A 19,778-nucleotide genomic window follows, 5' to 3' on the forward strand; every position below is an offset into this window, starting at 1 on the left:
GCTGGAAAGGTGACGAAACCAACAAGGAGAACCATCTCATGTATATCAAAGTCCTTGGAATCGATTTAGGCAAGTCTTCTTTTCATTTAATGGGTCGTGACGCCCAAGATCAGCAAGTTTGCAAAAAGAAACTCTCTCGTCAAAAACTCATTACGTTTATCGCTCAACTCCCACCATGTCTCATTGCATTTGAGGCCTGCGGCGGTGCTCATTGGTTAGGTCGCCTCTGCTTGGATCATGGCCATGACGTTCGATTAATCCCACCTCAATACGTTAAACCTTTCGTTAAAGGTAACAAAAATGACTTTATCGATGCATTGGCGATTACTGAAGCGGCCCGTCGTCCTGACATGCGTTTTGTCGCCGTTAAGTCGATTGAGTCACAAAGTCAGCTCATCGTACACCGAGTGCGTGAAGGCTTTGTCGCCGATCGTACCGCCTGTATGTCGCGTATAGGTGCGTTATTACTAGAGTTTGGATTATCTTTCCCGCGTGGGCACTCGGCCATGAAAAGACTGTTTTCATGGTTAAGTATGCAAAAAGTAACACTATGCCCAGCCATCATTGGTGAGCTTCAGGTGCTGCATGAGCACTACTGTTATTTAAATGAAAAAATCGCCGCTCAGGACGCAAAAATCGTTAAACAGGTTAAGGAAAGTAGTCGTTGTCAGCTATTAAAAACGGTTCCAGGCATTGGTGACATGACAGCAAGCCAGTTAGCGGCAGAAGTAGGCAATGCGCATCAGTTTAAAAACGGTCGGGAAATGGCTGCCTGGTTAGAGTTGGTGCCACGGCAATATTCAACAGGAGGAAAACCGACATTATTAGGTATTAGTAAACGAGGTAATAAGCGCCTCAGGTGTTTACTGGTACAGGGTGCGAGAGCGATCTTATCGCGATTAGACAGTTATCGAGGCGTCATGTACGACTGGCTAAGAAAGCTACGCGCAAAAAAATCATTTAATACAGTGTGCATTGCCTTAGCGAATAAGCTATCGAGAATAGCCTATGCCATTTTAAGTAAGAATGAGCCTTATCAGGTGCAACAAGTTTAATCGGGTTTGCAATAATAGAGCGTGATGATGAAAACGGTTGACCGTCTGGGTAGTAAACCTGTCATAAAAAACAGCTGTTATAGGCTGTCGGCTTTTTAAGGGCTATCTGGCGCGGATGCTCATCGTGGAGCGGGAATAAAAGCTTCCCAACTTAAGACTCCGAATACATTAGCGCAAAACCACCTCACGATCACAAATCTATGTTGCAATCATGAGGGGAACCATACATTTTTATGTCTGGAGATAGGATGAATATTGGTATTCTTGCCGCTGGAAATAACGAAGCAGCGTTATTAGAGGTGTTTGGTTCCTTTGCGCAAATGACAGAACAGATGCTCAGTCACACGGGGTTTCAGTTTCAAGCCTGGAATGTTTACTTAGGAGAGTTGCCAGATTCTGTTGAGCAGTGTGATGGTTGGATTATCACGGGTTCAGCGGCCAGTGTTTATGAACCACTGCCATGGATTAAGCCATTAGAGCAGTTTATCCGGGATATAGATCGGTTTAAGCGGCCATTGGTGGGTATCTGTTTTGGTCATCAGATTATTGCCCAAGCATTGGGTGGCACTGTTGAGAAGGCTGCGGTCGGCTGGGGGTTAGGGGTCGGCCACTATCAACTCGCTGGTGTTACTGAGGCGCCATTAGGTGATGAAGATCTCTATTTGCATATCATCCATCAGGATCAAGTGATTAGCTTGCCTGAAGGCGCTGAGGTGTTGGCAGGATCGGCTTTCTGCCCTAATGCGGTGCTCAGGTATGGGGATTCGATTTTTACAGTGCAAGCGCATCCAGAGTTTAGTGTGGACTATATGCATGCTTTGCTAGCGGCGATTACTCCGCAATATATAACTCAGGCAGAAGCTGAGCAAGCGGTCGCGTCGCTATCTGAGCAGCAGGCGAACGCTAAGGCGGTGGTGGGTAGCATCGTGTCAGTGCTGAGTGCTTGAGTTAAGCGCTTTGAGTTCTAAGTTCAGGGTTTTAAGGTGGCAAAGGCTTGATGCGGGTCGGGTCTTTGTTAAGGCTGCTTTGTTGGGCTTATTGTGGCTGGCTTTTGTTATTAGCGTTTTGTTAGCAGTGCAGTTGTTGGTAGGGTTTTTATCGGGAGAGATTTTGTTGGTAGGTTTAGGTCAAGCTAGTAGATGTTTATTTAATGTTCGTTGGGGAGGAGCGTGAGGGTGCTTAGATGTGAAGGAATAACAGATACAAAAAAGACCTGATATAAATCAGGCCTTTCTCTGGTAGCAACAGATCAGAGATCTGTTAGCTTACGCGGTCTTAGATGGCAACGATGTTTTCTGCCTGTGGACCACGTTGACCTTGAGTTACAGAGAACTGTACCTGCTGGCCTTCTTCAAGAGTTTTGAAGCCATTGCTCTGGATTGCACTGAAGTGTGCGAATACGTCAGGGCCATTTTCTTGCTCAATAAAACCGAAGCCTTTGTCAGCGTTAAACCATTTAACAGTACCGGTTACAGTAGCCATGTTAGTTGTCCTATTTTATAAATAATGTTTTGCTATCAGAGATAGCGGTGACGCAGGAATTTTTACTATACATTATGGAAACAGGACGAGAAGCTGAAACAGGATCTTCGAAATGATGCATAAAAATATGGTGAATCTTCAAGCTGGGTATAATATATACACTTTGGTTTTTTATATCAACCCTTTATTTGATTAATTATCGAGGGCCACGCTCTTTAGGTATTTGTTGTCGGAGCTTGAGGAGCCCGTTCAACCTGGTTGCGGGCCTTAGATTTAGCGCGATAGAGGGCTAAATCTGTCCGATTGAATAGATTAGCCGCTGTTTCGTTCCCGATATATTCAGCGACGCCAAAGCTGGCGGTGACGTTAAGCGTCATTGCATCGATGGTTTTTAATGTCTCTTCAATTTCTCGGCGCATCTTTTCTGCCACCTGTAACGCGTTGTCTTGCGGGCAGTTTGGCATAACGATAAAGAATTCGTCGCCGCCCCAGCGACATAGAGTGTCGGCTTGGCGCAGGTTTTGTGTGAGGATCTTGGCGACTCTCTCGAGGATGGTGTCGCCGAGTAAGTGGCCGTAACTATCGTTGAATGTTTTGAAGTGATCAATATCGACCAAAATTGTCGAAACGGGATGTTTGTGACGATCGGCAAAACTGAGTATCTGCTTAAATAGCATTTCAAATGCATGGCGGCTGGTAGCTCCCGTTAGTGGGTCGGTATTCGCCATATATTCTAAACGGCGTTGATAGCCACCGAGAACAAAGTGTTGTAACAGCAGCACCACCGCGATAACCACAAAACTAATTGCCAGATTGATCCACAGCGTAGCGGTCACCTGAGATTCGCTCTGCTCGGTATGCTCTACAATCAGGTACCAACTGAGTTCGGGGATATAACGGGTTTTGATAAGGTATTCTTTGTTGCCATTATGGTAGTTATAGGACCCCTCCGACTTGGTTAAAATAAGGGGCGCGAGCTCTTTGAGTCCGGCAACTTGGTGGATATTGCTGGCATCGTGGTATTGGCTGCCCTGTAGGGTTACTTGACCCTCTGGGTTGATGAAATAGACCCGTCGGCCATAGCGGTTTTGATATATTTCGATCAGTTCTTTAATTTTTTGGGATGCTAAGCCAACACCGATAATCCCCAGTAGCTGTCCCTGCTGATCTCTCACTTTATGATTTACAAATAGGGTCGTGGTTGAGGCATCTGCGGTATCGACGTCGAGATTAATATCAAACTCATTAGGTGTTTGGCGGCTGGTGTAATACCAGCGGTCGGCGGGTTCGGTATTCGATACTTGCTTAATAATGCCGCTGATGTGGTAATAGTTTTGTGTGTATTCAGAGACAAAAAAAGCGGTAAAGGCATTGTAGCGCTGCTGGATCGATGTCAGATAGCGTTGCATGGATGCCGGGTTGTGCTCACCCTTTTCAATCCAGTCGTGGACAAAGGTATCCTGAGCCATCAGGGAGGATACTAAAACCGGCTGGAGAAGATCTCGTTGCACTTCTGAATAGATTGTATCGCTAGTGAGGGGCAGGGTGTTGGTTTGGATATGCTGATTAAGGGATTGATTGGCGACGTAGTAACTGATCAAACTGATGGCGGTGAAGGCGATAGTGAGCAATAGGCCACTAATCAGAATGAACGAAGGTTTACGCAGGGGCAGGTTCATAGCATATCATCTGTCGATTTTAGGGTGTCGACAACCGAAGTGCCTTGGTTTGTCGAGGCGGCATTTTATCAGAAATAGTGAATATGCTCACCTTTAAAAGGTGTGAAGCCATTAAAACGCTAATTGTTATTTATTGAGGGTGTTGGGTTTCGCTAGGCAAAAAAAACCGCCCAGAGAGGGCGGTGGATTGCACTGTTGTGCTTTATTTTCCGGTCTTGATGTTCGACCAAGTTCGACTGCGAACCCGGGCTACATTGGCCGGTAGGGTGGCCGGCATATACAGTCGGTCACGGGTTTCGGCATCTGGATAGATGGCGGGGTCAGCGGTAATCTCCGGATCAACCAGCGCGGTTGATGCCGTATTAGGGTTGGCGTACCAGACATAGTTGGTGATATCGGCGATGATATCGGGGCGAAGCAGGAAGTTAATAAATTTATGTGCATTATCGGCATGCTTCGCATCTGAAGGGATCAGCAGCATATCAAACCAGATTTCGGTACCTTCTTTGGGGATGCTGTAGGCAATTTCGTTGCCATTGTTTGCCTCTTCAGCCCGGGCTTGCGACTGAAAAATATCACCGGAATAACCGACCGCAACGCAGATATCGCCATTGGCTAGGTCGTTGACATATTGGGATGAGTTAAATTGGCGCAAGTAAGGGCGCACGGCCTTGAGAGCGTTAGCTGCAGGGCTATCACTTTTATGCGCCGCTTTGCTGGTATCGATAGATGAATAGCCGGTGTAGAGCAACGCCAGTGGATACATCTCATCGGGTGAATCAAGGAAGGTGACGCCGCATTCTGCCAACTTCTTCATGTTATCGGGGTTAAAAATGAGATCCCAGCTATCGACTGGGGCATCATCACCTAATATCGCTTTAACTTGTTGCACGTTATAACCGATACCGGTGGTTCCCCAAAGATAGGGAACGCCATATTGATTGCCCGCATCTTTGCGATCCAGTAGCTTCATTAAGCTAGAGTCTAAATTGCTCAGGTTCGAGAGCTTATCTTTCTGTAGTGGCTGAAAGATACCCGCTTTGATCTGTTGCTCCATAAAGTGGGAGCTAGGCACGACTAAATCATAACCGGAATGACCTGCTAGCAACTTGGCTTCGAGGGTTTCATTGCTGTCATATACGTCATAAATCACCTTTATGCCGGTTTCCGCTTCAAATTTAGCCAAGGTGTCTTCAGCGATATAATCCGACCAGTTGTAGAAGTTCAGCACTTCCTCTGCTTGCGCCAATGGCACAGAGGCTGCTAAGCCAAGTGTGGAAAGCTGTAACGCTTTTCTGATCAGGTAAGGTACAGTCTTTATCATTATGTTGTGCCTCGTATTGACGTGGTTAGTTATTAAGTTGCAGTATTTAAAAAACCTCAGCCGGTCGTGCCGGCGAGGGTTAATGTGACTGATTAAACAGTTAATAGCAGGTATTCACGTTCCCAAGAGCTGATAACCTCATGGAAGGTTTCAAACTCTGCTCGTTTAACACCTAGATAAGCCTGGACAAACTCCGACCCCATAATTTCACATAATTCAGGGCTTTCTTCTAATAGTGATAAGCCTTCACCGAGTGAACGGGCAACTTCAACGACATCATCTTCGTCCGCCCCGAGTGTAGTGACCGGTTTGGTGGCGTTGAGTTTTTGCTTCATCCCCAGATAACCGCAGGCCAGACTGGCCGCGATGGCTAGGTATGGATTGCAATCAGAACCGGGGAAGCGGTTCTCAATTCGGGTTGCCGCTAACGGGGCAATAGGCACTCGCAAGCCGGTCGTGCGGTTATCGATGCCCCATTTAAAGTTTATCGGCGCAGCGATATCGGGTGCGAAACGACGATATGAGTTCACATTTGGTGCATAGAAAGAGATCGCTTGTGGCGTGTATTTTTGCAGCCCCCCCAGATAGTGATAGAAGCGTTCAGAGAACTGATTCTCGGCATCGCCAGCAAAAATATTCTCACCGGTTTCAATATCGATCATGCTCTGATGGATATGCATGGCGCTGCCGGGCTCATGTTGCATCGGCTTGGCCATAAAGGTGGCATACATATCATGCTTCATGGCGGTTTCACGTAGGGTTCGCTTGAAGACAAACACCTGATCGGCCAGATCAAGAGCATCCCCGTGGAGAAAGTTGATCTCCATCTGAGCCGCGCCAGACTCATGGATCAGGGTGTCCACATCGAGGCCCTGAACTTCGCAATAGTTGTACAGTGTGTCGATCACCGGATTGAATTCATTGACCGCATCAATGCCGTAGGATTGGCGCGCGGTTTCCCGGCGTCCAGAGCGTCCAGTGGCGGGTTTGAGTTCATAATCGGGATCGGTGTTTTTCTGAATAAGATAAAACTCGACCTCGGGAGCAATCACCGGACGTAGACCTTCATCTTCATACAGCTTGAGTATGCGACGCAGAACGGAACGACTAGAAAGCGGGTGCAATTGACCATCACTGGTGTAGCAATCGTTGATTACCTGAGCCGTGGGCTCATCGGTCCAAGGAACCAGTCGCAGGGTGTTTGAATCGGGAACCAAGACCATATCCCGATCCGCAGGATCGACAATATCGTAGTGATTATCGGCCCATTCGCCGGTGACGGTTTGTACCAGCAAGGTCTCAGGGATCTTGCCTCCTTTCTCAGCCAGATACTTTTTAGTGGGGTAAAATTTACCCCGGGCATTGCCAGTCATGTCTGGCAGGGTCGATTCGACCTCAGTTATCCCGTTCTCTTTGAGAAACCTTTCCACGGCTTCCATAAATCACCTACTTTGTCGTGTTAGTCTGATGGTTGCTATTTACTATAGCGGTAATACTTCTTTGTGCTGAGCTTAGTTGAAAACTCAGCAAAACGTGTCGTGATATCGCTACTGCGTGTGGTGGCAGGCGGTCACTCTTTAGTGGCTCAATTCGTATTAGTTGAGGCACATGGTTTTTCTTTTACTCGAATCATTATTCGGGTTTTAGGTTATTCTATGATTTTTACAAAATCAACATTAATTTAATTTTAAATACCGTTTTATGGGCTTGTTGTTGAATTAAATTAGAATTATTATTCGGTTTATCGCTTTTGTGTCACCCTTTTTTGTTTGATGAATGTATGTTTTATGGAACCCATGTTTATGAATGCTAACAACTGCCGACCATCATATTATGTTGATTCAGCCAACCCTCGGCTTGACTATTCTCCCTTAGTGGGTGAGCAGCAGGCGGATGTTTGTATTATTGGCGCGGGCTATACCGGGTTGTCGGCAGCGTTGCATCTGGCTGAAAAGGGCTATTCGGTCCGTCTGTTAGAGGGTGAAACTGTCGGTTGGGGAGCTTCGGGTCGCAACGGTGGCCAGGTGTGTCAGGGGCATAATATGGGGCATGCTGAGCTGACAAAAAAGATGGGGCGGGCGGCGGCCGATGCGCTGTGGCAGAGCTCATTAGAATCGGTCGAGCTGGTTAAAACGTTAATCGCCGAGCATCAGATCAACTGTGATTTAAAACAGGGGGTGATGCATGTGGCGGCAAAGCCCGGACATGTAGCCGAGATACGCGAGAGCGTGGCCTATAAACATAAAGTGCTGGGTTACGATAAGATCCGTTTTGTCGAAGATGATGAGGTGCAAGCGATGCTCGGCACCGAACGCTACTATGGCGGTGAATATTGGCAAGATGCGCTTCATCTGCATCCGCAGAACTATGCCTTAGGGCTTGCTGCAGCGGCAACCAAAGCTGGCGTGGTGATCCATGAACATAGTCGAGTAACAGGCTATACCGCCGGTAAACAAGCGGAAGTTCGCACCGATCAAGGTGTTGTTAAAGCGAAATATATTCTGTTGGCATGTAATGGTTATTTGGATAAGTTAGAGCCGCGTGTTGCCGCTAAAATTATGCCAATCAATAACTTTATCATTGCGACAGAACCGCTCAGTGATGAGCTGTGTCAGCGTATTAACCGTGATGATGTCGCGGTAGCCGATTCTCGTTTTGTGATTAACTATTTCAAATTATCAGGTGATAACCGGCTGCTTTGGGGCGGCGGTGAAAACTACAGTCGTCATTTTCCTAAAGATATACCGAACTTTGTGCGTCCCTATATGCTGCAGTTCTATCCTGAATTGGCAGATGTAAAGATCGATTATGGTTGGGGCGGTACGTTGGCAATTACCCTCAATCGGATGCCTCATTTTGATCGATTAGAAGAAAATCTGTTTGTGGCGCAAGGGTATTCCGGTCATGGCGTGGCCTTGGCGACATTGGGCGGCAAGCTGATGGCCGAGGCGATCAGTGGCTCAGCAGAAAAGTTTGATCTGTTTACGCGAGTGCCGACGCCATCCTTTCCCGGTGGCACGTTGTTACGCTGGCCGGGACTGGTAGCGGGGATGCTGTATTATTCAATGCGCGACCGCTTTTTCTAGTCCTCATCTGTGAATGAAATAGCAGGAGAGGACCGGGTGTTTTCAGAACCTTGATGATTCAGTCTATAATGCCGTCCTGCAAGGGTTGTTGAATCAGAAGCGTTGGAAGCAAAATTGACAGATAAACGTCGGGTAAAAACAGCACAAGAGTTAGCGCCACGTAATGCGCCGGTGCAGGGGCGCTCTAAAATGCGCTCAAAACAGATTATCGATGTTACCGGTGAGCTGCTGGAGCGGGTCGGACTCGATGATCTGAATACCATTTTGATCGCTAAAGAGGTCGGCATTTCTGTCGGCTCTCTCTATCATTACTTCCCCAATAAACATGCGATTCTCTATGCGATGGGTTCACGCTGGCTCGAAACAGTCGAAGCGGCACTGGATGAGATCGATCGCTGGCCGGTTGAAACGTTACCGATGGCGACGCTGGTGGAGCGGATGCTGGCGCTAAAACTAAAAACCTATCAGCAGCAAAAGGCGATTTTAACGCTAGTGCAGGCGATGTTTTCTGTTCCCGAACTGCGGGAGTTGGATGAGCAACACGATGAGTTGGAAATCACACGGATGGCGGCGGTGTTTAAACGCATGGGTATCAATCGCCATCTGAAAGAGCGGCAACGGTTGGGGCGTCTCTATCTTGAGGTCACTCACAGTGTCATGTTGGTGGTCGTCAACCAAAAGGGCGAACGGGCTAAGCGTACGCTGGCCGACCTAAATATGATTATTTGTAACCTATTAAAGCAATACTCAGAAGTCGGTGATTAAAGGTCGGCATCACGACGTCATCGGCGTTGCTTAAGACCACTTAGGCCTAATATGGTGATGCAGATCTTGTTATCGGTGAATCTTTCAGCAGCGAAAAGTGTGCAGTGGGGCTAAACTGAAATAACCGACATCGTTGTTATGACGACAACGACTTGGATTTTCGGGAGTCTCACATGTCACAGTATATGATTACCTATATCGGCGGTGATAAGCCTGCTACTGTAGAAGAAGGACAACAGCATTACGCGCGTTATAAAGAGTGGCTGCTCTCGCTTGGCAACTGCGTGGTAAACCCCGCAACACCGTTTAAAATGACCCAAACAGTACATCCCGATGGCCGCGTTAGCGTCGGCAGTGCGTCATTAATGTCGGGCTATACGGTCATTGAGATGGATTCTATGGCACTCGCACTGGCGGCAGTAAAAGACTGTCCCTTTCTAGAGATCAACGGCACATTGGAAGTGTCTGAGCTGATTAACTAGGCTTATCTGTTTGAGATGGGCTAAACAGCGCCAAGTTCACCGATTTGGGTTTAATGAATAAGAGTTTTGTCCGATACGTTTGAATGATGTATCTATGCAGGGTTGTGCATCGTCGATTGCATGACAGTGCTTAAGGCTCTCGTTAGAACTTTAGGCTCCCGTCATCGGTTCGCTTAGAGCAGTAGGGCATCTTCGATTGGCACAAAGGTGGTAGCCGAATTGACCAGCGAGTTCGCGGTTAATGCTGGCACGCCATAAACCACGGCGTTGACGCCATATTTGAGTTTTACCCTTTCTAGCAATAGATCAAAATCCCCATCCCCCGATAGTAAAACCACAGTATCTACCTCGGGTGCGGTATCCATCACGTCGATGGCGATTCCTACATCCCAGTCGCCTTTGGCCGAGCCATCACTGCGTTGGATATAGGGTTTGAGTTTGATATCGAAGCCAATATGTTTCAGGGCGTTTTGAAATTTGAGTTGGTTGTCATCACCACGATGAATCGCATAGGCGGTAGCTGCAACAATCTCACCCTGTTGGCTGATCTTTTGCCATAGTTTGCGGTAGTTAAACTGTCGCCCATAGGCCTGCCGCGTGGTGTAGTAAATGTTTTGCACATCAGCAAAAATCGCGATTCGGTTCACAGCCTGTCCTTTTGGTGGTCGATGTTTAAATGGTGCTCAATGATTGCTTTTCTAACTCTTCAATAAAGGCATCACGGATCAGGTTGTTGCGGACGCCTTTGCGGGTGATGACCGAGTAGTGGGTGGTAAAGCTGCGTTGCTGGGGCTGAATCGCTTTAAGGCGGTTTTCTCTGATCCACTGTTGGGCATAGTGAGTCGGTAAAAAACCAATATAGCTACCACTGAGGATCAGAAAGGCAATACCTTCACGGTCGGTTGAGCTAGCGCTGGCTTTGAGTATCGCTTGCTGCTGTTTGATGTCCGCCGATTGTGGATAGGCGGGCAGTACCGCATCATATTGGGCAAGCTGTTCATCTGTCAGCGAGTCGTTGTCTTGGGTAAACAGTGAGTGTTTATCGCTGCAGTACAACAGAGACTGTTCATCATAGAGTGGCAGGTAATTCAGGCCCGGCAGGGAGCGCTGTTCGGATACCACACCGACCAATAACTGACCATCGAGTACGCCTGATTCAATATCTTTAGGCGGGATCATCCGAATATTGATAATCACGTCTGGGCCTCGCGCTTTGAGCGCCGCCAGTGCGCGGGTGATGCGCATTTGTGGCACGGTGACCATATTGTCGGTGATACCTATATTGAGTTCGCCCTTGAGTTCGGTATTGATCGCGTTGATCCGAGCGCGAAAATTTTCCAAGTCACCAAACAACTGGAGCGTGGCGTCATAGGCTTCTTCGCCCTGTTCGGTAAGGGCAAATCCGGCTCGGCCTCGATTACACAGGCGCATATTCAAGAGACTCTCGAGTTCTGATATCGCCAGACTGATGGCGGGGCGGCTGATATTTAATTCGACTTCGGCGGCAGAAAAACCACCGCTTTCAACCACGGCCTTGTAGATACGCAGCAGACGAATATGGGCATCACCGAGTTGGCGGGGTAACAGATTTTCTGAACGGCTCATTTTTAGGTAATCTTATAGTTAACTTTGAATAAATATTTGTAGATTTAATAAACTTAATCCTTGGCGATAATAGAGTCAACAAGTGAATAACCTGAGATGAATATTATGACTGATAATCAGTATCGTTGTGGGCTTTCCCAAGAGCAGCTTGATGCCCATTGGATGCCTTTTACGGCTAACCGAAGCTTCAAACAAGACCCTCGACTGATTGTCGCTGCCGAGGGGAATTACTACACCGCTGCAGACGGTCGTAAGATTTTCGATGGACTGTCCGGTTTGTGGAACTGTGGTGCTGGCCATAGCCGTCCAGAGATTAGTGAAGCAGTGAGCAAGCAAGTTAAAGAGTTGGATTACTCTCCAGCCTTTCAGTTTGGTCATCCTAAATCCTTTGAACTGGCCCATCGTATTACTGAGTTGATGCCTGATGGGCTTAACCGGGTGTTCTTTACCGGGTCGGGTTCTGAGTCAGTTGAAACGGCACTGAAAATCGCTCGGGCATACTGGCGCAAGAAAGGCCTAGCGAGCAAAACGCGCTTGGTCGGTCGGGCACGGGGATACCACGGTGTTAACTTCGGTGGTATCAGCGTCGGCGGTATCGGACCAAACCGCGCTATCTATGGTCAGGGTATCGATGCAGTACATATCCCGCATACCCTGCTGAAAGAAAATGTATTTACCCGTGGCATGCCTGAAACCGGCGCCCACCTGGCGGATGAGTTAGAACAGCAGATCGCGATCCATGATGCGTCCAATATTGCCGCGGTGATTGTTGAGCCGATGGCAGGTTCTACCGGTGTTATTCCACCACCGGTTGGCTACCTGAAACGACTGCGTGAGATCTGTGATAAACACAACATCTTACTGATTTTTGATGAAGTCATTACCGCGTTTGGCCGTATGGGCGCCAACACCGGTGCGGAAGCCTTTGGTGTAACCCCAGATCTGATGACCGTTGCTAAACAGCTGACTAATGGCGTTATTCCGATGGGGGCGGTGATTGCGAAGCAGGGTATTTACGATACCTTTATGGCCGATGCAGGCCCTGAGTATATGTTGGAACTGCCACACGGCTATACCTATTCGGCCCATCCGGTCGCGTGTGCGGCGGGTTTAGCCTCGTTGGATATTCTGGCCAATGACAAACTGATTGAGCGTTCTAAATCGATTGCGCCACAGTTTGAAGAGATGGTACATAGTCTCAAAGGCACACAGTATATCGCTGATATTCGCAACTGTGGCCTAGCCGCAGGATTGACCATCGAAGCGGCACCGGGTGAACCTGCTCTGCGTCCGCATCAGATCGCCATGAAGTGTTGGGAAAAAGGCTACTATGTCCGTCACGGTGGCGATACCATCCAATTGGGTCTGCCATTTACCGCCGAAGCCGAAGAGATCGACGGGTTGATCAACGCATTGGGCGAGTCGATTCAAGAATTAAGTTAACGCCATTTATAACTAAATTTAGCTGCACCTTAGGTGCAGCGTTTAAAAAGAATAAAGAGATAAAATTATGACTGTTGTAGGCCATTTGATTAATGGCGAGATGCGCACAGACGCGGCTCGCACACAGGCAATATTTAACCCATCAACGGGTGAAGAGAGCAAGCAGGTTGCACTGGCATCTGTAGCCACCGTTGAAGAGGCGATTGCCGCTGCGGAGCAAGCGTTCCCCGCTTGGCGTAATACGCCACCGGCGAAACGTGCCCAAGTAATGTTTCGTTTTAAAACATTGCTAGAAGAAAATTCCGCTAAGATCTGCGAAATGATCGGCGAAGAACACGGCAAGATTTCCCATGATGCCGCCGGTGAATTGCAACGCGGTATAGAGAACGTCGAGTATGCTTGTGGTGCGCCAGAACTGTTAAAAGGCGAGCACAGCCGCAATGTTGGCCCCGGTATCGATTCTTGGAGTGAATTTCAGCCACTAGGTGTGGTGGCGGGTATTACGCCGTTTAACTTCCCCGCGATGGTGCCACTGTGGATGTATCCCATGGCGATTGTTTGCGGTAACACCTTTATCCTCAAACCGTCTGAACGTGATCCATCATCCACGCTTTTTATCGCTCAGTTGCTGCAAGAAGCGGGTCTGCCTAAAGGCGTGATCAACGTGGTTAACGGTGATAAAGAAGCGGTGGATGTACTGTTGACCGATAGTCGTGTTAAAGCCGTGAGCTTTGTCGGTTCTACGCCGATTGCGGAATATATCTACAGCACGGCCAATGCCAACGGTAAGCGTTGTCAGGCACTGGGTGGCGCGAAAAACCATGCCATCGTTATGCCCGATGCGGATATGGATAACGCCGTTAACCAGCTGTTAGGCGCGGCCTTTGGTTCTTCGGGTGAGCGTTGCATGGCGCTGTCTGTTGCGGTTGCTGTTGGTGATGCGGCGGCAGATACCCTGGTCGCGAAAATGAAAGCGGCAATGGAGCCACTCAAAGTGGGTGCCTACAGCAACAGCGAAAACGACTTTGGCCCGGTTATTACCCGTGCTCATCAGTTAAAGGTGAACGGTTTTATCGATAGCGCCGAAGCGGATGGTGCGACGGTTGTGGTCGATGGTCGTAACCCGGTCGTTGATGGTTTCGACAATGGTTTCTTTGTTGGCGCGACGTTGATTGATAATGTAACCCCGAGCATGTCCAGCTATGAAGCGGAGATCTTCGGCCCAGTATTGCAGGTGGTCCGTGCGAATACCATGGAAGAGGCGATGCAGCTGATCAATGACCATGAATATGGCAATGGCACCTGTATCTTCACCCGTGACGGTGAAGCGGCGCGTTACTTCTCAGACAATATTCAAGTAGGTATGGTTGGTATTAACGTACCGTTACCAGTACCGGTGGCGTACCACAGCTTTGGTGGTTGGAAGCGTTCATTGTTTGGTGATCTACACGCTTATGGTCCAGATGCCGTACGTTTCTACACTAAACGTAAAACTATCACCCAGCGCTGGCCTTCCAGTGGTGTACGTGAAGGTGTTTCGTTCGCCTTCCCAAGCTAAGGCGGTAGTGAGTCAGTAGGGCAATCCTGCTGATTCACCTGTCAAAGAGGCGCTTTAATCAGCGCCCCTTGATGGTCTTCGATTAACCGGTAGCCGTTCACGCGACTACCGGTTTTTTGTGTCTGATGGTTTTGTAAGGCCTTTTTCTAGAGCTTGTCTGCGAGGGCTTAAGGATAGTGTCAGGCAATGTCTTTAGATATAGATGTCCTTCTGCGAGCGTTACTGAAGCCTGATGATAAGTTTCAATGCCTTGTAACGAACAGCGTAAATCACTCTCATAAATGCCCGCCAATATTGTTGAATATATCAACTATGAATTAAATTCACCCAAAGTTAAAAATAAAGCATTTTCATTCATGTTTGAGTGCGGGTATAAATACTCCTAACTATTAAGCCTAGACAATGTTGTCGTTGATTCTTAGTGAGCCGCACAAATCAAACATGGTGAAGGCGGCTCACTGAAGGAACTGGAAGATCAATTGAGACTGTCTAGCAAGGAACAAGCTCAGGCTTTATCTCAGACATTAGGGTGCTATTACAATGAACACAGACTTTACCTTTACGATTAAGAGCATAGGCTTTGATGAGAACTATCGTCCATTAGAGAATACGCGTATCACGACCAATTTCGCGAATTTGGCGAGAGGCGAAAGCCGTCAAGAGAACCTGTGCAATACCCTAAGAATGATTGATAACCGTTTTAATGCCTTAGCGCATTGGGATAACCCTAACGGCGATCGTTATTCTGTCGAACTCGATATCATCTCTGTTGATATGGATATTGAAGGCAATGGCCAGAGTTTCCCTGCCATTGAAGTACTGAAAACGAATATTGTTGATCATAAAACCGGTGAACGTATCGAGGGTATTGTTGGCAATAACTTCTCCTCCTATGTGCGTGACTATGATTTTAGCGTGTTGCTGATGGATCATAATAAGAATCAGCCCCAATTTACTGTGCCAGAGAACTTTGGCGAGCTACACGGGAAACTCTTTAAATATTTCGTTAACTCGAAGGCTTATCAGCAGCACTTTAAAAAGCCACCGGTTATTTGCCTCAGTGTTTCTAACAACAAAACCTACTATCGGAAAGAGAATCAGCATCCTGTTTTAGGGTTTGAGTATCAGCCTAATGAGTCATCGTTGACTGAGCAATACTTTAAAAAAATGGGCTTAGATGTTCGCTATTTTATGCCTTCAAATAGTGTTGCACCGTTGGCCTTTTACTTCGTTGGCGATTTACTCAACGATTACACGAACCTTGAACTGATCAGTACGATCAGCACGATGGAGACCTTTCAGAAAATATACCGACCTGAAATTTATAATGCCAACGCGGTCGCAGGCCAACGCTATCAACCTAAATTAGAAAACCAGGATCACTCAGTCACCCAAATTATTTATGACCGAGAAGAGCGAAGCCAATTAGCCAATCAACAGGGGAAATTTGCTGAAGAGTACTTCATCAAACCTTACCAAACCGTACTGGAACAATGGTCAGCAAATTACGCTTAATCGTTACGTTCAATCATTTACTTACATAGACGACATCATTGATTATGAAAACATTATTACCGACTTCAACCGCAGGTAGCCTGCCTAAACCGACTTGGCTTGCAGAGCCTGAGACACTTTGGTCTCCGTGGAAACTGCAAGGTGAGGAATTAATCGACGGCAAACATGACGCTTTACGGGTGTCATTACAAGAGCAACAACATGCGGGTATTGATATTGTCAGTGATGGCGAGCAAACACGTCAACACTTTGTCACGACCTTTATTGAGCACCTCAACGGTGTTGATTTTGAGCAACGTAAAACGGTTAAAATTCGTGATCGCTATGATGCGAGTGTCCCCACGGTTGTTGGCCCTGTTTCTCGCCAAAAATCCGTCTTTGTAGAAGATGCTAAGTTTTTGCGTCAGCAAACCAAGCAGCCTATTAAGTGGGCTCTACCTGGCCCTATGACGATGATTGATACGCTTTATGATGACCATTATAAAAGTCGTGAAAAACTCGCGTGGGAATTTGCCATCATTCTCAATCAAGAAGCTAAAGAATTAGAAGCGGCTGGCGTTGATATTATCCAATTTGATGAACCGGCATTTAATGTGTTTTTTGATGAGGTCAACGAGTGGGGTATAGCAACGTTAGAAAGAGCCATTGAAGGGCTTAAATGTGAAACGGCTGTACATATTTGCTACGGCTACGGTATTAAAGCCAATACCGATTGGAAAAAAACACTGGGCTCTGAATGGCGACAATATGAAGAGGCGTTCCCTAAACTGCAAAAATCGAACATCGATATTATCTCGCTAGAATGTCATAACTCCCATGTTCCAATGGAATTACTTGAACTTATTCGTGGTAAAAAAGTGATGGTAGGGGCTATTGATGTGGCAACCGATACCATTGAAACACCAGAGGAAGTCGCCGGTACCCTGAGAAAAGCACTTAAGTTTGTCGATGCCGACAAGCTCTACCCGTGCACCAACTGTGGTATGGCGCCTTTGTCTCGTCGAGTCGCAGCAGCGAAACTCGATGCTTTGAGGGCCGGCACAGAGATTGTTCGCCGCGAACTCTTGGCCTAAAAAGTGACGGGGTCAGGTGTTGCTTGTTGCCTCTTGACCCGCTTTGTTTCTTATCAGATTAAACGTGCTTGTTGGTGATGCGTACAAAAGCGTGTGCATAATCTCTAAACCGTTCAGACGGGCCATCGTTATGTTGGTGGTGCGTTATTCAAAGCCTCTTCGGTATAGAGACGACGGGTGATGGCCGCGCCGATACCGTTAGCGGCGCCGGTAACAAGTGCGATTTTACCTTGGATACCTTTCATTGTTTTGCTCCTAAGGTCGTAAGCGTCGACTGCTCACACGTTGCTTGAAAATAAGTGAGATGCGAAGTTCCCATTTAAAAATAGATGGGAACGTAACATGCATAAATCCACACTACCGCCACGACGTCGATATCCCCCCGAACTGAAACTCAAGATAGTTCATGAAGCGATTACAGGCCCTGAGTCTAAGGCGGCGATTGCGCGTGAATATGACATCAACGCAAATATGTTGTCGAACTGGATTAGAGAGTTTCGGAACGAGGCTCGCTGGGTTAAGAAAGCAAACTCGCCCATGATACCTATGATTGTTGTTGATGATTCAACTGATCAGCACGCGCCAAATCACCAACCATGTGCGCAGACACCAGAGTCGACACGGCCCTCTATGTCAGTTATGAGTATCCGGTTTAACTCAGGCCATCAGCTCAATTTGAGTAATCCGACGGATACCCAGCTCGGTCAGATCTTGAGGGCACTGGTATGATGGGGTTACCTTCAGGTACACGTGTTTGGCTGATCGCCGGTCATACGGATATGCGCAAAGGCTTTGATGGTCTTGCTGGTGTTGTCCAATATCAGATTGATAAAAATCCCTTTTCAGGGCAGCTCTTTGTGTTCCGAGGAAGGCGTGGTGACCGGATCAAAGTGCTCTGGTGGGACGGTCAAGGACTCTGCCTGTTTTATAAGCGTCTTGAACAGGGCCGATTCGTTTGGCCTCAGGCGAAAAATGGCGTTATTCATCTATCGACTGCGCAGCTCTCTATGCTGCTCGAAGGGATAGACTGGAGAGCTCCCAAACGTACTAATCGACCACATTTGTCTGCTTGAAAACCTAATAAATACGGGGATTTCAGAGGGTGTTCTGATAAAATATACCTCATGAAAATGACCGCTGATTCCCTGCCCAATGATCCTGAACTGCTCAAGCAGATAGTGCTTTCTATGCAGCAGAATCTGACGGTGGAGCGGACCCGAAATGAGCATCTTGAGCTACGTCTTGCTGCGCTGCTTCGGAACCGTTTTGGCCGTTCCAGTGAACGCACAGATAGTACTGATCAGCTTGATCTTCTGATCGAAGATACCGAAACAGCGATCGCTCAGATATCTCCAAACTCCACAGTGTCTGCGCGGTCATCTTCCACCTCGCGCGGCCGTAAACGCTTTAGCGAATCACTCCCGCGTGAAGAGCACCGCCATGAACCCGCAAGCTGTCACTGTCCTGACTGTGGAGGGAAGATGAAACTAATCGGGGAAGACCTCTCTGAGATGCTGCACGTGGTGCCGGAACAGTATGTGGTTCTGCAACAGGTTCGCCCTAAGTATGGCTGTAGTGCTTGCGATCAGATCGCTCAAGCACCTGCGCAAGAACGCGTCATTGATAAAGGGATCGCCTCGGCTGCACTGATCGCTCAGGTCATCGTTGATAAATACGCAGATCACTTGCCACTCTATCGTCAGGAAGGACGCTTCAAGCGTTCAGATATCGAACTGGATCGTTCGACGTTAGCGGGTTGGGTTGGCCGTGCCGGTGCGCTGTTAGAGCCCTTGGTGCAGGCCATCCGCACGCATGTGATGTCAGCACACAAACTCCATGCGGATGATACAACGGCACCAACGCTCAAGCCCGGAAATAACAAAACCCTAACGGGGCGCTACTGGAACTACGTACGAGATGATCGTCCCTGGGGAGGCGATGCAGCGCCTGCTGTTTGGTTCCAGTACAGTACCACCCGGTCAGGAAAAGAACCTGCCGCTCACTTGAAGGGTTATCGCGGGATCATCCAGACTGATGCTTATGCGGGTTATAACCTTGCCGTTCAGTCCGGCATCACGCGAGCGGGTTGCTGGGCTCATGTCCGCAGAAAGTTCTTCGAGCTTGCTGAATCGACAAAAAGCCCTGTTGCGCTGGAAGCCGTTGAACGAATAAACGCGTTGTATCAGGTTGAAAAACAGATCAAGGGTAAGCCGCCGGATGAACGGCAATATGATAGGCAGAAAAATGCCAAACCTTTGATGGATGATCTGTATACCTGGTTAGATCAGACCCTTCGACAATGCTCTAAAGGCTCGGCTTTGGGACGAGCGATCAACTATGCTCGCAAACAATGGGATAGCCTGACGCGGTACCTTGATGATGGCCGTATAGAAATAGACAACAACGCCGCTGAGCGGGCTATCCGCCCACTAGCGCTGGGGCGGAAGAATCACCTATTCGCCGGTTCTGAGGATGGAGGGCATTATGGTGCTGCGCTTTATAGCATCATGGGCACAGCGAAGCTCAACGGTATCGACCCAAAGGCCTACCTGACAGCCGTGCTAAAACGGATCAACAATACCAAGACCACAGATATTGAAAGTCTGCTGCCTTGGAATATCAATCTCAATGACTCTCAGGTAACCGAAGCGATTTAAGGTGTGAGCAGTCTACGCTTACCTAAGGTCTGAGACTTTTTAACATTAAAAAAG

At 47.9% G+C, this 19,778-nt stretch carries 18 protein-coding genes; 12 read left to right on the forward strand and 6 right to left on the reverse strand.

The window, feature by feature from the left end; all coding sequences use genetic code 11:
- Positions 1-38: 38 nt before the first annotated feature.
- The gene (locus AC0L4K_RS06640; RefSeq protein WP_473268685.1) at positions 39-1,055 is read left to right on the forward strand and encodes an IS110 family RNA-guided transposase; all 1,017 of its coding nucleotides are present in this window, start codon (positions 39-41) and stop codon (positions 1,053-1,055) included.
- A gap of 248 nt (positions 1,056-1,303) precedes the next feature.
- Complete coding sequence (locus AC0L4K_RS06645; RefSeq protein ID WP_473268686.1) at positions 1,304-2,002, forward strand: type 1 glutamine amidotransferase; 699 nt, start codon at positions 1,304-1,306, stop codon at positions 2,000-2,002.
- A 328-nt stretch (positions 2,003-2,330) separates the two neighbouring features.
- Here the strand turns inward: AC0L4K_RS06645 and cspE are convergent, their stop codons facing one another.
- The 4 genes from cspE to AC0L4K_RS06665 all read right to left on the reverse strand — a co-directional run bounded on the left by cspE (position 2,331) and on the right by AC0L4K_RS06665 (position 6,979).
- The gene (cspE, locus tag AC0L4K_RS06650) at positions 2,331-2,537 is read right to left on the reverse strand and encodes a transcription antiterminator/RNA stability regulator CspE (protein WP_091353016.1); all 207 of its coding nucleotides are present in this window, start codon (positions 2,535-2,537) and stop codon (positions 2,331-2,333) included.
- Positions 2,538-2,752: 215 nt separating this feature from the next.
- Complete coding sequence (locus AC0L4K_RS06655; protein WP_417228494.1) at positions 2,753-4,216, reverse strand: sensor domain-containing diguanylate cyclase; 1,464 nt, start codon at positions 4,214-4,216, stop codon at positions 2,753-2,755.
- Positions 4,217-4,418: 202 nt separating this feature from the next.
- On the reverse strand, positions 4,419-5,540 hold the full coding sequence (locus AC0L4K_RS06660) for a polyamine ABC transporter substrate-binding protein (RefSeq protein ID WP_473268688.1): 1,122 nt from the start codon (positions 5,538-5,540) through the stop codon (positions 4,419-4,421).
- Between the two features lie 92 nt (positions 5,541-5,632).
- Complete coding sequence (locus AC0L4K_RS06665) at positions 5,633-6,979, reverse strand: glutamine synthetase family protein (protein WP_473268689.1); 1,347 nt, start codon at positions 6,977-6,979, stop codon at positions 5,633-5,635.
- A gap of 363 nt (positions 6,980-7,342) precedes the next feature.
- Between AC0L4K_RS06665 and AC0L4K_RS06670 the strand changes: the two genes are divergently transcribed.
- From AC0L4K_RS06670 to AC0L4K_RS06680, 3 genes are all read left to right on the forward strand, one after another.
- Positions 7,343-8,626: an NAD(P)/FAD-dependent oxidoreductase gene (locus tag AC0L4K_RS06670; RefSeq protein ID WP_473268690.1), complete on the forward strand. Its 1,284-nt coding sequence runs from the start codon at positions 7,343-7,345 to the stop codon at positions 8,624-8,626.
- A 114-nt stretch (positions 8,627-8,740) separates the two neighbouring features.
- Positions 8,741-9,391: a TetR/AcrR family transcriptional regulator gene (locus tag AC0L4K_RS06675; RefSeq protein ID WP_473268691.1), complete on the forward strand. Its 651-nt coding sequence runs from the start codon at positions 8,741-8,743 to the stop codon at positions 9,389-9,391.
- 173 nt (positions 9,392-9,564) lie between these two features.
- A complete protein-coding gene (locus AC0L4K_RS06680) occupies positions 9,565-9,873 on the forward strand; it encodes a YciI family protein (RefSeq protein ID WP_417228484.1) in 309 nt (102 codons plus the stop codon).
- 173 nt (positions 9,874-10,046) lie between these two features.
- Here the strand turns inward: AC0L4K_RS06680 and AC0L4K_RS06685 are convergent, their stop codons facing one another.
- Positions 10,047-10,520 (reverse strand): NYN domain-containing protein, encoded by a 474-nt coding sequence (locus AC0L4K_RS06685; RefSeq protein ID WP_473268692.1) that lies wholly within the window; start codon positions 10,518-10,520, stop codon positions 10,047-10,049.
- Positions 10,521-10,545: 25 nt separating this feature from the next.
- The gene (locus AC0L4K_RS06690) at positions 10,546-11,478 is read right to left on the reverse strand and encodes a LysR family transcriptional regulator (protein ID WP_473268693.1); all 933 of its coding nucleotides are present in this window, start codon (positions 11,476-11,478) and stop codon (positions 10,546-10,548) included.
- A 105-nt stretch (positions 11,479-11,583) separates the two neighbouring features.
- On the opposite strand from AC0L4K_RS06690, the gene aptA reads away from it, so the two are divergent.
- The 7 genes from aptA to tnpC all read left to right on the forward strand — a co-directional run bounded on the left by aptA (position 11,584) and on the right by tnpC (position 19,724).
- Entirely contained in the window at positions 11,584-12,921 is a 1,338-nt protein-coding gene (gene aptA / locus AC0L4K_RS06695) for an omega-aminotransferase AptA (RefSeq protein WP_473268694.1), read from the forward strand.
- Positions 12,922-12,988: 67 nt separating this feature from the next.
- A complete protein-coding gene (locus tag AC0L4K_RS06700) occupies positions 12,989-14,479 on the forward strand; it encodes a CoA-acylating methylmalonate-semialdehyde dehydrogenase (protein ID WP_473268696.1) in 1,491 nt (496 codons plus the stop codon).
- Between the two features lie 540 nt (positions 14,480-15,019).
- Complete coding sequence (locus AC0L4K_RS06705; RefSeq protein WP_473268697.1) at positions 15,020-15,994, forward strand: DUF1852 domain-containing protein; 975 nt, start codon at positions 15,020-15,022, stop codon at positions 15,992-15,994.
- A gap of 44 nt (positions 15,995-16,038) precedes the next feature.
- Positions 16,039-17,067: a methionine synthase gene (locus tag AC0L4K_RS06710; protein WP_473268698.1), complete on the forward strand. Its 1,029-nt coding sequence runs from the start codon at positions 16,039-16,041 to the stop codon at positions 17,065-17,067.
- A 342-nt stretch (positions 17,068-17,409) separates the two neighbouring features.
- Positions 17,410-17,796, forward strand: a complete 387-nt coding sequence (gene tnpA, locus AC0L4K_RS06715) for an IS66-like element accessory protein TnpA (RefSeq protein WP_473266831.1) — start codon at positions 17,410-17,412, stop codon at positions 17,794-17,796.
- A complete protein-coding gene (tnpB, locus tag AC0L4K_RS06720) occupies positions 17,793-18,140 on the forward strand; it encodes an IS66 family insertion sequence element accessory protein TnpB (protein ID WP_473266830.1) in 348 nt (115 codons plus the stop codon). The genes tnpA and tnpB overlap by 4 nt, the downstream gene beginning before the upstream one ends.
- Positions 18,141-18,191: 51 nt before the next feature.
- A complete protein-coding gene (tnpC, locus tag AC0L4K_RS06725) occupies positions 18,192-19,724 on the forward strand; it encodes an IS66 family transposase (RefSeq protein WP_473266828.1) in 1,533 nt (510 codons plus the stop codon).
- Positions 19,725-19,778 lie beyond the last annotated feature (54 nt).

It is taken from the genome of Amphritea sp. GJ51-11, from assembly GCF_055808735.1.

Bases quoted from the DNA above. Each gene is read 5' to 3' on its own strand.
- AC0L4K_RS06640 (WP_473268685.1), top strand. From the start codon at position 39: ATGTATATCAAAGTCCTTGGAATCGATTTAGGCAAGTCTTCTTTTCAT.
- AC0L4K_RS06645 (WP_473268686.1), top strand. From the start codon at position 1,304: ATGAATATTGGTATTCTTGCCGCTGGAAATAACGAAGCAGCGTTATTA.
- cspE (WP_091353016.1), bottom strand. From the start codon at position 2,537: ATGGCTACTGTAACCGGTACTGTTAAATGGTTTAACGCTGACAAAGGC.
- AC0L4K_RS06655 (WP_417228494.1), bottom strand. From the start codon at position 4,216: ATGAACCTGCCCCTGCGTAAACCTTCGTTCATTCTGATTAGTGGCCTA.
- AC0L4K_RS06660 (WP_473268688.1), bottom strand. From the start codon at position 5,540: ATGATAAAGACTGTACCTTACCTGATCAGAAAAGCGTTACAGCTTTCC.
- AC0L4K_RS06665 (WP_473268689.1), bottom strand. From the start codon at position 6,979: ATGGAAGCCGTGGAAAGGTTTCTCAAAGAGAACGGGATAACTGAGGTC.
- AC0L4K_RS06670 (WP_473268690.1), top strand. From the start codon at position 7,343: ATGAATGCTAACAACTGCCGACCATCATATTATGTTGATTCAGCCAAC.
- AC0L4K_RS06680 (WP_417228484.1), top strand. From the start codon at position 9,565: ATGTCACAGTATATGATTACCTATATCGGCGGTGATAAGCCTGCTACT.
- AC0L4K_RS06690 (WP_473268693.1), bottom strand. From the start codon at position 11,478: ATGAGCCGTTCAGAAAATCTGTTACCCCGCCAACTCGGTGATGCCCAT.
- aptA (WP_473268694.1), top strand. From the start codon at position 11,584: ATGACTGATAATCAGTATCGTTGTGGGCTTTCCCAAGAGCAGCTTGAT.
- AC0L4K_RS06700 (WP_473268696.1), top strand. From the start codon at position 12,989: ATGACTGTTGTAGGCCATTTGATTAATGGCGAGATGCGCACAGACGCG.
- AC0L4K_RS06705 (WP_473268697.1), top strand. From the start codon at position 15,020: ATGAACACAGACTTTACCTTTACGATTAAGAGCATAGGCTTTGATGAG.
- AC0L4K_RS06710 (WP_473268698.1), top strand. From the start codon at position 16,039: ATGAAAACATTATTACCGACTTCAACCGCAGGTAGCCTGCCTAAACCG.
- tnpA (WP_473266831.1), top strand. From the start codon at position 17,410: ATGCATAAATCCACACTACCGCCACGACGTCGATATCCCCCCGAACTG.
- tnpB (WP_473266830.1), top strand. From the start codon at position 17,793: ATGATGGGGTTACCTTCAGGTACACGTGTTTGGCTGATCGCCGGTCAT.
- tnpC (WP_473266828.1), top strand. From the start codon at position 18,192: ATGAAAATGACCGCTGATTCCCTGCCCAATGATCCTGAACTGCTCAAG.